General features: G+C 71.3%; 12 protein-coding genes. 2 read left to right on the top strand and 10 right to left on the bottom strand.

Going from position 1 to position 12,840, the window contains the following annotated elements; genetic code table 11:
• The first annotated feature begins 56 nt into the window (after positions 1 to 56).
• Positions 57 to 656, top strand: a complete 600-nt coding sequence (locus tag H7X46_RS15035) for a malonic semialdehyde reductase (RefSeq protein ID WP_186362683.1) — start codon at positions 57 to 59, stop codon at positions 654 to 656.
• 242 nt (positions 657 to 898) lie between these two features.
• Here the strand turns inward: H7X46_RS15035 and H7X46_RS15030 are convergent, their stop codons facing one another.
• From H7X46_RS15030 to H7X46_RS15010, 5 genes are all read right to left on the bottom strand, one after another.
• On the bottom strand, positions 899 to 1,396 hold the full coding sequence (locus H7X46_RS15030; protein WP_370588783.1) for a flavin reductase family protein: 498 nt from the start codon (positions 1,394 to 1,396) through the stop codon (positions 899 to 901).
• 80 nt (positions 1,397 to 1,476) lie between these two features.
• Positions 1,477 to 2,799, bottom strand: coding sequence for an LLM class flavin-dependent oxidoreductase (locus tag H7X46_RS15025; protein WP_222131321.1), 1,323 nt, complete (start codon positions 2,797 to 2,799; stop codon positions 1,477 to 1,479).
• Between the two features lie 91 nt (positions 2,800 to 2,890).
• Positions 2,891 to 3,781, bottom strand: coding sequence for a glycine betaine ABC transporter substrate-binding protein (locus H7X46_RS15020; RefSeq protein ID WP_255426141.1), 891 nt, complete (start codon positions 3,779 to 3,781; stop codon positions 2,891 to 2,893).
• 30 nt (positions 3,782 to 3,811) lie between these two features.
• Positions 3,812 to 4,729, bottom strand: a complete 918-nt coding sequence (locus tag H7X46_RS15015; protein ID WP_370588782.1) for an ABC transporter permease — start codon at positions 4,727 to 4,729, stop codon at positions 3,812 to 3,814.
• Positions 4,722 to 5,963 carry a betaine/proline/choline family ABC transporter ATP-binding protein gene (locus tag H7X46_RS15010; protein ID WP_186359993.1) on the bottom strand — a complete coding sequence of 414 codons (1,242 nt, stop codon included), beginning with the start codon at positions 5,961 to 5,963 and terminating at the stop codon, positions 4,722 to 4,724. Before H7X46_RS15010 ends, H7X46_RS15015 begins: the two co-directional genes overlap by 8 nt.
• A 217-nt stretch (positions 5,964 to 6,180) precedes the next feature.
• On the opposite strand from H7X46_RS15010, the gene H7X46_RS15005 reads away from it, so the two are divergent.
• On the top strand, positions 6,181 to 6,750 hold the full coding sequence (locus H7X46_RS15005) for a TetR/AcrR family transcriptional regulator (protein ID WP_186359992.1): 570 nt from the start codon (positions 6,181 to 6,183) through the stop codon (positions 6,748 to 6,750).
• Here the strand turns inward: H7X46_RS15005 and H7X46_RS15000 are convergent.
• The 5 genes from H7X46_RS15000 to H7X46_RS14980 are packed head-to-tail and all read right to left on the bottom strand — an operon-like array spanning position 6,740 to position 12,807.
• Positions 6,740 to 7,864 carry a serine hydrolase domain-containing protein gene (locus tag H7X46_RS15000; RefSeq protein WP_186359991.1) on the bottom strand — a complete coding sequence of 375 codons (1,125 nt, stop codon included), beginning with the start codon at positions 7,862 to 7,864 and terminating at the stop codon, positions 6,740 to 6,742. The two genes, H7X46_RS15005 and H7X46_RS15000, sit on opposite strands and share 11 nt — an antisense overlap.
• Positions 7,861 to 9,438: an ABC transporter ATP-binding protein gene (locus H7X46_RS14995; RefSeq protein ID WP_186359990.1), complete on the bottom strand. Its 1,578-nt coding sequence runs from the start codon at positions 9,436 to 9,438 to the stop codon at positions 7,861 to 7,863. Before H7X46_RS14995 ends, H7X46_RS15000 begins: the two co-directional genes overlap by 4 nt.
• On the bottom strand, positions 9,435 to 10,292 hold the full coding sequence (locus tag H7X46_RS14990) for an ABC transporter permease (protein ID WP_186359989.1): 858 nt from the start codon (positions 10,290 to 10,292) through the stop codon (positions 9,435 to 9,437). Before H7X46_RS14990 ends, H7X46_RS14995 begins: the two co-directional genes overlap by 4 nt.
• The gene (locus H7X46_RS14985; RefSeq protein ID WP_186359988.1) at positions 10,289 to 11,260 is read right to left on the bottom strand and encodes an ABC transporter permease; all 972 of its coding nucleotides are present in this window, start codon (positions 11,258 to 11,260) and stop codon (positions 10,289 to 10,291) included. Before H7X46_RS14985 ends, H7X46_RS14990 begins: the two co-directional genes overlap by 4 nt.
• Positions 11,257 to 12,807, bottom strand: coding sequence for an ABC transporter substrate-binding protein (locus H7X46_RS14980; RefSeq protein ID WP_186359987.1), 1,551 nt, complete (start codon positions 12,805 to 12,807; stop codon positions 11,257 to 11,259). The genes H7X46_RS14985 and H7X46_RS14980 overlap by 4 nt, the downstream gene beginning before the upstream one ends.
• Between the last annotated feature and the right edge of the window lie 33 nt (positions 12,808 to 12,840).

The raw sequence follows: 12,840 nt of genomic DNA, 5'->3' as shown, positions 1-12,840 counted from the left end.
CCACCCGGGGTGGTTGAACGCTCCAGCATCACGTGACCGCACAGACCGCTTCCCCCGTGCGCCTGCCGCGTCTCGACGCCGCCGGCCGCGCCGCGCTGTTCACCGAGGCCCGCACCGCGAACACGTTCACCGACGAGCCCGTCACCGACGAGACGCTCCGCTCGGTCTGGGAGCTGGCCCAGTGGCCGCCGACCGCGGCCAACACCCAGCCGCTGCGCGTGACCTACGTGCGCACCGGCGAGGGCAAGGACCGGCTGCTGCCGCTGCTCGCCGAGGGCAACCGGCCGAAGTCCGAGGCCGCGCCGGCCGTCGCGCTGCTGGCCGCGGACCTGGACTTCCACGAGCACGTCCCGGTGACGTTCCCGATCAAGCCCGGGTTCCGGGAGAGCCTCGAGGAGCAGGGCCGGGACGGCCGCGCCGGCATGGCCCGGTTCAACGGGAGCCTGCAGGCCGGCTACTTCCTGCTCGCCGCCCGGGCGCACGGCCTGGCCACCGGCCCGATGGCCGGGTTCGACGCCGACGCCGTGACGCGCGAGTTCTTCCCCGGCGGGCGGCACACCGTGCTGCTCGTGGTCAACCTCGGGCACCCGGCCGGCGACGCCTGGCAGCAGCGCCTGCCCCGCCTGGACTCCGCCGAGGTGCTGAGCTTCGCCTGACCGCGCCCCGCCGCGCCGTCGAACGGTCGCGTCCGACCCGCCGAGATGCAGCCGAGCGTCCGGCAGAGATCGACATTCGCGCTGGGCCGCATGTCGGCGGGGTCGTTCCGGGCACGGACGAACCGAGCCGAGCGTCCTTCGCCCGGCCGGGCGGGAGCGGTTCGACCGGTGGCGGGCATCTCGTTGGTGACGAACGAGAACCCGAGCCCGCGCTCCGGCCGCGCCCCGTGCCGCCCGCCACATCAGACCTCGACCAGCTGGCGGAACCGGCTGCCGTGGAACACGAGCGGGACCCGATCCGGGTGGGAACGCAAGCCGTGTACCTGGAGCAGGGCCACGATGTGGTCGCCGGCCGAGACCTCCGAGTGAACCGAGCAGTCGAGCCAGAGCACCGCCTGGTGCACGAGCACTCCACCATCTGGGGTTGCCTGCCATGGAACGTCTGCGAACCGGTCACCATGCTTCGCTGCGAGCCGGGTCGCGGTGGTGTCCTGGCCTGCACCGAGCACACTCACCCCCAACCGGGGCAGCGTGCGGAGCCGTGGCCACGTCGTTGACGTGTTCTGCACGCACACCGAGACCAACGGCGGGTTCAGGGAGACAGGGGTGAACGAGCTGGCAGCGATTCCCCTGGGCCGGCCCCCGGACAAGGCGCAGACGGCGGTCACACCGCTGGGAAAGCAGCTGTATGCGCTGCGGAGCTGTTCGGGTTCACCGGTCAGGGGGTCGAGGTCGACCACCGAGGCTCCTCCGGATGCCGGCCGTCGCGCCGACCGTGCAGCGTCGTGATGGTGCCGTGCCCGGTCGAGTGAGCCGGGACTCATGGCTGGGCGAGCGGTGCGCCGCGCTCGGGTCGGCTGAGGCCGAGGTGGGACCGGAGGGTCGCACCGGAGTAGTCGTCGCGGAACAGCCCCCTGCGACGGAGTTCCGGGACGACTGCCGAGGTGAACTCGGCGAGCCCGGACGGCATGACCGGTGCCATCACCATGAAGCCGTCGGCGGCTCGCGCCTCGAACCACTCCTCGAGCGTGTCGGCTACCGTCTCCGGGGTGCCGAGAACGGTTCGGTGCCCGTAGGACGTCACGACCCGCAAGTAGAGTTCCCGTAGAGTCAGCCGGTCCCGCCTGGCCATCTCGATGATGAGACGCTGCCGGCTCTGGTAGCTGTTCGTCTCGGGGATCTCGTTCGGCAGGGGTTCGTCGAGCGACATCTCGGTCACATCGAAGCCCAGGAGTTGGGACAGCCGGGTCAGCCCGATTTCCGGCAGAATGAGCTCTTGGAGGTCCCGGTACCTCGCCTCCGCCTCCGCGATGGTCCCGCCGATGACGGGGAACACGCCTGCGATGACTCGAAGCGCGTCGTCAGGCCGCCCGTAGGACCGCATGCGCTGCTTGAGATCACGGTAGTAGGCCTGGCCCGAGGCGAGATTCTGCTGGGCCGTGAACGCGGTCTCGGCGAATCGCGCTGCGAGATCGAGCCCGGGCTCGGACGCCCCGGCCTGGACGAGGACCGGTCTGCCCTGGGGGGAGCGGATCACGTTCAGTGGTCCGGCGACGGAGAAGTAGTCCCCCTTGTGGTTGAGCGGGTGCATCTTGGTCGGGTCGAAGTACCTGCCCGTGCTCTTGTCCAGTACGAAGGCGTCGTCGTCCCAGCTGTCCCAGAGGCCCGCGGCGACCTCGAAGAACTCGGCCGCCCGGGCGTACCGGTCGGTGTACTCGGCATGCTCGCCATGGCTGAAGTTCCGTGCCTCCGCCTCGACGTACGAGGTCACGAGATTCCATCCGATGCGGCCGTTGCTGAGGTTGTCGATGGATGCAAGCTTCCGAGCCAGGTGGTACGGCTCGTTGTAGGTCGTGGTCTGTGTCACCACGATCCCGATCGTCGTCGTGCAGACCGACAGCGCCGAGGCGAGCGTGATCGGTTCGTACCGGTAGATGACCGGATCGAGGCTGAGGACCTCTGCGGGTGCGTCGGGCGGGCAGAGCTCATCGGCGAGGAAGACGAAGTCGAATGCGGACCGCTCGGCAGTCGCCGCGGATTCCCGGAAGAATTCGAACGTCGCGCCGGCGTTCGACACCGCGTCGGGACTCCGCCAGCCGGCGATGTGCGCGGTCGTCGGCGACAGGACGATGCCGAGGCTCATCTGGTCCGAACGCGGACGGTTCTCGGGCATGGCTCTCCGATCTTCACGTTGAGGATGCTGATGCGGGGTCGGCGATCGCGAGTCGACCGCCTCACCGTCCGGCGCCGAGCCACCGATCTGTCAGCTGCCGGTTGGCGTCGATCCAGGCCTGGGCTCCGGCGCGTTCATTGCCCTTGCCGGCCCTCTCCAGTGAGAGCATGAGGTCGGCCAGTTGCTGTTCGTCGAGCGAGAACCGTCCGAACATCTCGGCGACGTCAGGATTCTCCCTCGCGAAATCTACGGCGGCGACCGTGTCGATGGTTCCGGCGCCGCCGAACTTCTTCTGAGGGTCGGCCAGCGACTTCAGGGGCAGCTCGGCGTAGGCCCAGTGGGGCTTCCACAGCGACACGACGATCGGTCGTTGCTCGGCCACGGCCTTCCGGAGCTCGGCGAGCATCGCGGGAGTGCTGCTCTGGACGAGATCGTAGCCGGTCAGGCCGTATGCGGGCGCGACATCCTCGGCAAGCAGCTTCATCGTCGTCGAGCCGGCCTCGATACCGACGATCCGATCACCGAACTCGCTCTCCTTGCCTCGGAGGTCGGCGATGGAGTTCACATTCGTGACATAGTCGGGAACGGTGAGGTTGATGTCTGTCGGCTCGTACCACTGGCCGAGGGAGGCAATCTTTCCCTCGTACTTCTTCATGTACTCGGCATGGTAGTTCGGCCACATTTCGAGCAGGACGTCGATCTGGCTCCGGGCCGTTGCATCGAACGCCGGGCCGGCGTCGACCTGCTGCAGGGTGACCTGATAGCCACGGCTCTCCAGTAGCACGGCCCAGACGTTGCCGACTGCAGTCGATTCCTCCCAGCTCAACAGGCCGAGGGTGATCTCCTTGTCCGTCGAGCCGGCCGAGGACGTTGTCCCGCACGCGGAGAGGACAACGGCAAGGACGGTGGTGAGCGCGAGGGCGACGGATCTGGTCCAAGCACGACATGTCATGGGAATGCCTTTCAACGTCAGGGGAAGCGGTCAGGCCGGAGCGGGCGAGGTCGTGCCGGGCTTGTCCGGCGTCGTGGTGGGGCCCCGGCGACCGAGCAGTCCGGCGACGGTGCCGCGGGGGCGACCGCCAGGTGAGGTTGCGACCGATCCGGAGAGCCGGTCCAGGTAAATCGCGAGGAGGACGACGGCGAGGCCGCTCTGGAAGCCGCCGGCGACATCCAGCGACGACACCGCCTGGACGACGAGCTCGCCGAGACCGTCGGCGCCGACCATCCCGGCGATGACGACCATGGAGAGCGACATCATGATCACCTGGTTGACCCCGGTCATGATCGATCGCATCGCGAGGGGCAGGTGCACCTCGGTCAGGATCTGCCATCGACCGGCACCGAAGGAGACGGCCGCCTCGACCACCGAGGGATCGACTTCACGAATGCCCAACTCGGTGAGTCGAACCGCCGGAGCGACCGCGAAAACGATGGTGGCGACCACACCTGGTGTCGCGCCGATGCCGAACAGGAACACCGCAGGAATCAGGTAGACGAAGACCGGCATCGTCTGCGCAAGGTCGAGCATCGGGCGCACGACGAACGCGACGGTCCGGCTGTATGCGGTCACGATCCCCAGGGGTATGCCGATCATCAGCGCGACGACGGCGGCGACGAGAACGAGAGCGAGTGTGTGCATGGCGTCGGTCCACAACCCCATCGCATTGATCAGCAGCAGCGACAGGACCGCGTATCCGATGAACGCAGGGCGACGGGTGGCAACTGCGAGGGCCACCAGAACGGCGATCGTGACCAGCGCCGGGGGACCTGCCAGCGCTGCGGTGACCACCTCGACCAGCGCCGATACAAGGCTCGACACGGTGTCGAACAGCGGTTGGAGGCTGTCCTGCATCCAGTCGACGAGAGCGGCTGCGAAGGATCCGAGATCGATCTCAGGCACGGACGGCCTCCTCCTGGGCCACGCACGGGTCGTCGGAGGACCCCCCGCGACCATCGATGTCGGGGACTGGCGTGGCGAGTGCGGCGAGGAGTGCGGCCCGCGGGACGACACCGAGGAGGCGGTACTGGTCGTCGACGACCGCGAGCGGGACCGGCCACTGCCCCACTCGCCGGCACAGCTCGGTCAACGGGCGGTCCCGAGCCACGGTCTCGTAGTCGTCGACGAGGGCCGGGTGCAGGGTGGTCGCGCGGTGCCGAACGGCATGCGCGAGGGTGTCGTCACGGGCGATCCCCAGCAGGACACCATCGTCGTCGAGGACGAACACACCGTTCGCCTCGGCGTTCTCCAGCCTGACCAGGACGTCCTCCGGGTGCTCGACGACCCGGGCGCTCAGCAGCGGCTCGCGCAGGATCATCTCGGCGGTGAGTGCCCGCGTCCGGTCGATGCCGGCGGTGAAGTCACGGATGTAGCCGTCTGCCGGGGCGTTGATGATGTCCAGTGCCGTCCCGAGCTGGGCCGACCGCCCGTCACGCATCACCATGACCCGGTCACCCAGTTTCACCGCTTCGTTGAGGTCGTGGGTGACGAACACGATCGTCCGGTGGAGCTCGGATTGCAGACGTAGCAGCAGGTCCTGCATCTCGGTGCGGATCAGGGGGTCGAGTGCGCTGTAGGGCTCGTCCATGAGCAGGACCTCGGCGTCCGTGGCCAGCGCCCGAGCCAGTCCGACGCGCTGTTGCATCCCGCCCGAAAGCTCGCCGGGAAATCGGTCGCCCCAGTCGGCGAGCCCGACCTCTGCCAGCGCCCAGTCCGCACGCTCACGTCGTTCGCGCCGGTTGACTCCGCGCACCGACAGCCCGTAGCCGGCGTTGTCGCGGACCGACTTGTGCGGCAGCAGTCCGAAGTTCTGGAAGACCATGCTCACCGTTCGGTTGCGCATCGTCTGCAGCGCCGCCCCGCGCAACGTGAGCAGGTCCTGGCCGTCGATCCGGACTCTGCCGGTCGTGGGCCGGACGAGGCCGTTGAGCATCCGGATCAGGGTCGACTTGCCCGAACCCGAGAGCCCCATGACCACGAACAGCTCGCCACGCTCGATGGTGAGGTCCACGTCGTGCACGGCGAGGTGACCTCCGGCGGCGCGTACGGTGCCGACCGGGTTCTCGGTGGCCAGTGCGCGTCGAGCTGCGTCGTCGCCGAGTCCGAACACCCTGCTGAGTTCCTGAATCTCGATCACTGGTACTGCTCCTCCTGCCGGTCATCACCGGGCGGAGACTCCGTGGCCGGTGGGGCGGGGCACGGCGTCGCCCCACGTGGGCGCGGGCCGACGGGCGTATACGTGACAACCGTTACAAGCGAACGTAACGATCGTTCCAAGCGGGGTCAAGAGGTGACCGTCCGGCCGATCCGGGGTGTGCAGCTACCATCGGTCGTCAACGGAAGAAGGGGCGTGCATGGGCCGGCCTGCTCATCCCGACCGTGCCGACGAGGTCCTCGACTGTGCCGTCGCCTTCCTCGCCGAGCACGGGCTCGCGGGGCTCTCGATGCGGAAGCTGGCTGCCTATCTCGGGGTCAGCACGAACACGATCTCCTACCAGTTCGGTTCGAAGGACGGGCTCATCGATGCGGCGCTGAGCCGCGCACGCGCATCCACGTTGGACATGTTGACCGAGCTGCGGGACGAGCACCCCGCACTGACCGTCGCAGAGGCGTTGAGAGCGCTGTGGAGCTGGTGGCGGGAGAAGCCGGAACGGTTCGCGTTCCCGCGGCTGAACATGGAGGCGATGCTGACCGCCGACACGGCGGCGATCTCCGAAACCAGGCGCCGGGATCTGCAGGCGTACTGGACCGACTACTTCGCCACATGGCTCGTCTCCGAAGGCCGCGACCGTCACGAAGCCGAGCTGATGGCTTCGTTGATGCTGGCGGCGCTCACCGGCCTCATCGTGGACTTCCTCAGCACCGGTGACGCGGAGCGGATCGATGCCACGGTCGAGCTTCTCGCCGCGTCCCTCACCAGCTAGGGACGCGCGTGCCCGCGAGGCACGCGTGCAGCGCGCCGAGGAGAGTCGACGCGCGGTCGTCGACGTCCTCGGCGCGCATCTCGTTGGTGACGAACGAGAACCCGATCCCGCGCTCCGGCCACGTCCCGTGCCGCCCGCCGCCGGCGCCGCTGTGCCCGAACGCGACCGGTTCCGGGCCGTAGGTGCCGATCGGGTCGGCCAGCTCGAAGCCCAGCCCGAACCGCAGCGGCCGGTCGTTGATCGCGTCGAGCCCGGCCGCGTGCGGGCGGGTGGCCCGCTCGAGCGCCGCAGCGGCGACGGGGGAGCGCGCCGGGTCGGCCAGCGCCGCGTAGAACCGGGCGACCGCCGGGGCACCGGCCACCCCGGCACCGGCCAGCGCGCCCGACCGGTACCAGGCCGGGGAGTTGACCGTGTCGGTGTCGTCGAGCAGCGCCCGGTACATGCGCTCGACGATCCGGCGGCGTCCGGGATCGTCCTGCAGGAAGGTGGAGATCCGGTAGCCGGGCGCGCGGACGATCCGGGCCGGCAGGGGTGCCGAGCCCAGGTGCACGCGGGCGCCGGGAACCCGGGCGACGACGTCCTCGACGACCCGGCGGGGGTCCCGCCCGGTGGCCCGGACCAGCAGCTCGGCGACCAGGTGACCCCAGGTCAGGGCGTGGTAGGCGACCCGGCTGCCGGGCTCCCACAGCGGGGCCTGGCGGGCCAGCACGGCCGCCGAGGCCCGGTCGTCCACCGGGGACCCGGGTGCGGGATCCGGGTCGAGGTAGGGCAGCCCGGCGGTGTGCGCGAGCACCTGCGCGACCGTCACCGTGTCCTTGCCGGCCGCGGCGAACTCCGGCCAGTACCGGGCGACCGGCAGGTCGGGGTCGAGCACGTCCGCCGCGGCGGCCGCGGCCAGGCCCTTCGTGCCGGAGAACAGCACCGCGACGGTGTCCGCGTCCCACGGTCGCCCGGTGTCCGGGTCGGCGAGCCCGCCGTGCAGCTCCACCAGCGGCACACCGCCCCGGACCACGGAGAACGCGGCCCCGCCCCGGGTGTCCGCGAGGACGGCGGCGAACGCGTCGGCGACCGCGCCGAACCCCGGCGCCACCGTCCCCCGCGGGTCCCCGCTCACCGCACCGCCGCCATGGACGGCGTGTGCTCCAGCAGCTGGCGGGTGTAGTCGTGCTGCGGGTTCGCGAGCACCTCGGAGACGGTGCCCTGCTCGACGATCCGCCCGCCCTGCAGCACCGCGATCCGGTCGGCGACCTCGCGGGCCAGCGCGATGTTGTGCGTCACGAACAGCATCGCCGTGCCGAGCTCGCGGCGCACCAGCGCCAGCAGCTCGATGATCGACGCCTGCACCGACACGTCCAGCGCCGAGGTCACCTCGTCGCAGACCAGCACGTCGGGGGCGGTGACGAGGGCCCGGGCGATGGCGGCCCGCTGGCGTTCCCCGCCGGAGAGCCCGCCGGGGTAGCGCCCGGCGAACGATTCGTCGAGCCGCACCTGGCCGAGCATGTCGAGCACCCGCGCGCGGCGCGCCTCCGGCCCGGCGTCGGTGAGGTGCCGCAACGGCACCTCCAGGGAGCTGCCGATCGTGCGGCGCGGGTTGAGCGAGGCGAACGGGCTCTGGAACACGTACTGCACGCTGCGCAGCTGGGCGTAGCTGCGCGGTGTGGCGAGCTCCTCGCCCTTGAGCGTGAGCGTGCCGGTGTCCAGGCCGAGCAGCCCGGACAGGCCGCGGGCCAGCGTGGTCTTGCCGGAACCGGACTCGCCGAGCAGCATCAGGCACTCGCCCGGCCACAGCTCGAGGTCGACGCCGTCGAGCACCGTCCTCGACCCGTACCGCTTCCCGGCCCCGGTCACCCGCAGCAGCGGCGTGCCGTCGCCGGGCGGGGCCGGCCCCCGCTCGACGGCCTTGTCGAGGTCGGGGACGGCGGCGATCAGCGCCCGGGTGTAGGGGTGCTCCGGTGCGGTCAGCACCTGCTGCACGCTCCCGGTCTCCACGACCTCGCCGGCCTGCATCACGGCGACCCGGTCCGCGAGCCCGGCGACGACCGCGAGGTCGTGGGTGATGTAGAGCGCCGCGGTCCGGGACCGGGTGACCAGCCGGCGCACGGTCTCCAGCACCAGGTCCTGGGTGGTGACGTCCAGCCCGGTGGTCGGCTCGTCGAGGACGACGACGTCGGGCCGGTTCGCGAACGCGGCCGCGATCCCGACCCGCTGCTGCTGCCCGCCGGAGAGCTGGTGCGGGTAGCGGCGCAGGAACGCGTCGTCGGTGGGCAGGCCGACGTCGGCCAGCACCTCCCGGACGCGCTCCTCGGCCACCCCCTCGTGGCCGTGCGCGGCCAGCACCTCGGACACCTGGGTGCCGATGCGCAGCAGCGGGTTCAGTGACAGCGCCGGATCCTGCGGGACGTAGGAGACCAGCCGGCCGCGGATCCCGCGCAGTGTCGCCGGGGGCAGCGCCAGCAGGTCGTCGTGGGACTCGGTGTGCCCGCGGAAGGTGATCGTCCCTCCGGTGCACGCCAGCCCGGTCCGGAAGTGGCCGAGCGCGGCCAGCGCGGCCGTCGTCTTCCCCGATCCGGACTCGCCGACCAGGGCGAGGATCTCGCCGGGCGCGACGGCGTAGTCCACCCCGTGCAGCACCTCCCGGCCGCCGGTGGTCGCCACCCGCAGCCCGGTGCACTCGATCGTGTCGCTCATGACGCCGCCTCTCCGGTGGTGTCCGCGGACTCCTTCGCCAGCGCGTCCGTGATCATGTTCGTACCGACGGTGAGCACCGCGATCGCGAGCACCGGCAGCAGCACGCCCCACGGCGCGACGATCAGCGCGATCCGGTTCTCGTTGATCTGCAGGCCCCAGTCCGCGGCCGGCGGCTGCACGCCGAGGCCGAGGAACGACAGCGAGGCCACGTAGCCGATCGAGTACGTCAGCCGCAGCCCGAGCTCCACCATCAGCGGTCCGGTGATGTTCGGCAGCACCTCGGTGGCGAGGATCCGCCGCCGCGGCACGCCGTACATCCGGGCCGCGAGCACGTAGTCCTGGGTCGCGACGGCGAGGGTCGCCTGCCGGGCGACCCGGGCGACCCGGGGGATGTGGGTGATGCCGATGACCAGCACCAGCAGCCAGCCGGACGAGCCGAGCACGGCCACCGCCAGCAACGCGAGCACGAGCTGCGGGAACGACAGCAGCACGTCCCCGCCCCGCATGATCAGCGTGTCGAGGCGGCCGCCCGAGTACCCGGCGAGCATCCCGGCAACCGCGCCGCCGACGATGCCGATGGCGGTCGCGGCCAGCGCGTACAGCAGCACCGGGCCGCCGCCGGCGAGGAACCGGGTGAGCACGTCGCGGCCCAGGTCGTCGGTGCCGGCGAGGCCGTCGGCCCGGAACGGGCGGCCGGCGAAGTCGTCGACGCCGTAGCCGGTCAGCGCCGGGCCGAGCACCGGCCCGAGCAGCGCGACCGCGACGACGACCAGGGTCAGTACGGCGCCGATCCGGGCCTGGCGCCGGCGGAAGGTCCGCGTCAGCAGCCCCGAGGGCACGGTGGGTGCGCTCATGCGGACATCCCTCCCGAGTGACGGATCCGCGGGTCGGCGAGGATCCCCGCGACGTCCGCGGCCAGGTTCACCAGCACGTAGAACGCCGCGATGATCAGCGTGATCGCCTGCACCACCTGGACGTCCCGGTTGGCGACGGCGTCGATCAGCGCCTGCCCGATGCCGGGGTAGCGGAACAGGAACTCCACGACGACGACGCCCCCGGCCAGCCACGCCAGCTGCAGCGCGATGACCTGGGCGACCGGCCCGATCGTGTGCGGCACGGCGTGCCGGAACAGCACGGTCCGCTCGGGCAGGCCCTTGAGCCGGGCCATCTCGACGAAGCCGGCGTCGAGCGACTCGGACAGCGTCGCCCGGGTCATCCGGATGACGTAGGGGACGACGACCAGGGCGAGCGTGAGCACCGGCAGCACCAGCTGCTCGGGCCGCGCCCACACCGGCTCACCGGGCCGGGCGATCGTCACCGAGGGCAGGATCCGGACCACCGAGGTCGCGAACAGCACCACGAGCAGCACACCGATCACGAACTCGGGCAGCGCGGCCAGCACCAGGCTGGCCCCGGACAGCGCCGAGTCGGTCCGGGTGGCCCGGCGTACCGCGGCCCAGGTCCCCAGGGCGAGCGCGACCGGTGTCGAGATCACCGCGGTGAGGACGAGCAGCAGTGCGGACGCGGTGACCCGTCCGCCGAGCAGTTCCGCCACCGGGCCCTGGGTGGCGGCGGAGTATCCGAGGTCGCCGGTGAGGACGCCGCCGAGCCAGGACAGGTAGCGCTCCCAGGCCGGACGGTCGAGGCCCAGCTGCTCGGTGAGCGCGGCGACGCGTTCCGGGGTGGCCTGCTGGCCGAGGATGGCGCGGGCCGGGTCGCCGGGGAGCAGCAGCGTCGCGGCGAAGATCAGCAGCGAGACGACGAGCAGGACCAGCACCGACACCGCGAGGCGCCGGAGGATGAGCTTGGTGAGCAGGTTCATGCGTTCACCCACGCCTTCCGGAACTCGTAGCCGGACAGCGACAGCCCGGTCCGGTTGGGGACGAGCCCGCCGACGTAGGCCTGGTGGGCGTCGACCCGGTCCGGGAAGCCCCAGATGAGGTAGCCGCCCCGGTCGAACTCGATCTGCTGGGCCTGCCGGACCAGCCGGGCCCGCACGGCCGGGTCCAGCTCGGAGCGGGCCCGGCGGACGACGGCCTGGTACTCGGCGTCCTCCCAGTGCGTCTCGTTGAACGGCGAGTCCGGCATCGAGGACGACGACGCCTGCGGGAGGTAGTTGCGGGTGTTCCAGAAGCTCTGCGCGAACTCCCACTGCAGGTACTGGTCGGAGAAGAAGGTCGAGGTGTCGACCCGGCGCAGGCCGATCTCGACGCCGGCCGCACGCGCCTGGGTGGCGAACACCTGGGCGGCCTCGACCGTGCCGGCCTGGATCGGGGAGGTGACCAGCTCGAGCGCGAGGTTCGGCCGCCCGGCCGCCGACAGCAGGTCGCGGGCCCGTTCGAGGTCCTGCTCGCGCTGCGGGGCCAGGTACTGGGGGTCGTAGCGGGCGTAGAGGTCGACCGCGCGGGCACCCAGGCCGGACAGCACCTGGTTCAGCATCTCGTCGCGGCCGGCGATCAGCCGCAGCGCCTGGCGGACGCGGACGTCGTCGAACGGCGCGACGTCGACCCGCATGGTGAACGGCAGCCACGACCCGGTCTCCGAGGTGAGCAGCCGCACCGACTCGTAGGACCCGACGACCTCGGTGAGCGACAGCGGGACCTGGTCGATCGCGTCGACCTGGCCGGAGAGCAGCGCGTTGATGCGGGCGTCGTCCTCGGCGAAGTTGATCAGCTCGAGCCGGTCGAGGTGGGGCTGGCCGGGCCGCCAGTAGCCGTCGTGGCGGACGAACGCGCTCTGCTGGCCCGCGGTGAACGACTCGAACCGGAACGCGCCGGTGCCGACCGGGCGGGACACGTCGAAGTCCGCGGGCACGATGCCGCACGAGTACTCGGCCAGGTACTGGTCGAACACCGGAGACGGCTCGGTCAGCTCGAAGCGGACCTGCCGGTCGCCGGCCACGACGACCCGGTCGAGGATCCCGAACTGCGAGGCCCCGGACTTGGGGTCGTCCGGGTCGGTGATCCGGGCGAAGGTCGCGACGACGTCGTCCGGGGTGACCGGGCGGCCGTCGTGGAAGGTGATCCCGGCCCGGATGGTCGCGGTCCAGGCGCGGGCACCCGGTTCCGGGCGGACGGCCTCGGCGACGGCGGGCTGCAGGGTGTAGGCGTCGTCCCAGTGCAGCAGCGGTTCGTACAGGCTGAGGGTGCGGGCGATGTCCGGGTTGGTCGCCGGGCTGTGCGGGTCGAGGGTGTCGGAGGCGCCGCCCCCGGTCACCCCGACGCGCAGGACTCCGCCGCGGCGCGGCGGGCCGGCGTCCCGGGCCGCGGCGGGGCCGCCGCAGCCGGTGAGGAACGCCGCGGCGGCCAGGCCGGCCGCTCCGCCGAGCAGGCGGCGCCGTGAGAACGACGTCGCTGTCGGGCTCATCATGAAAGGTGTCTCCTCGGAGCAGGGCCCCGGCCA

The sequence above is a fragment of the Pseudonocardia sp. C8 genome (genome assembly GCF_014267175.1).
Classification (GTDB): Bacteria; Actinomycetota; Actinomycetes; order Mycobacteriales; family Pseudonocardiaceae; genus Pseudonocardia.
The sequence above is the reverse complement of the archived record's forward strand: the minus strand, read 5'-3'. Positions and strand labels throughout refer to the sequence as shown.

Bases quoted from the DNA above. Each gene is read 5' to 3' on its own strand.
- H7X46_RS14990 (WP_186359989.1), bottom strand. From the start codon at position 10,292: ATGAGCGCACCCACCGTGCCCTCGGGGCTGCTGACGCGGACCTTCCGC.
- H7X46_RS15020 (WP_255426141.1), bottom strand. From the start codon at position 3,781: ATGACATGTCGTGCTTGGACCAGATCCGTCGCCCTCGCGCTCACCACC.
- H7X46_RS15025 (WP_222131321.1), bottom strand. From the start codon at position 2,799: ATGAGCCTCGGCATCGTCCTGTCGCCGACGACCGCGCACATCGCCGGC.
- H7X46_RS14985 (WP_186359988.1), bottom strand. From the start codon at position 11,260: ATGAACCTGCTCACCAAGCTCATCCTCCGGCGCCTCGCGGTGTCGGTG.
- H7X46_RS15005 (WP_186359992.1), top strand. From the start codon at position 6,181: ATGGGCCGGCCTGCTCATCCCGACCGTGCCGACGAGGTCCTCGACTGT.
- H7X46_RS14980 (WP_186359987.1), bottom strand. From the start codon at position 12,807: ATGATGAGCCCGACAGCGACGTCGTTCTCACGGCGCCGCCTGCTCGGC.
- H7X46_RS14995 (WP_186359990.1), bottom strand. From the start codon at position 9,438: ATGAGCGACACGATCGAGTGCACCGGGCTGCGGGTGGCGACCACCGGC.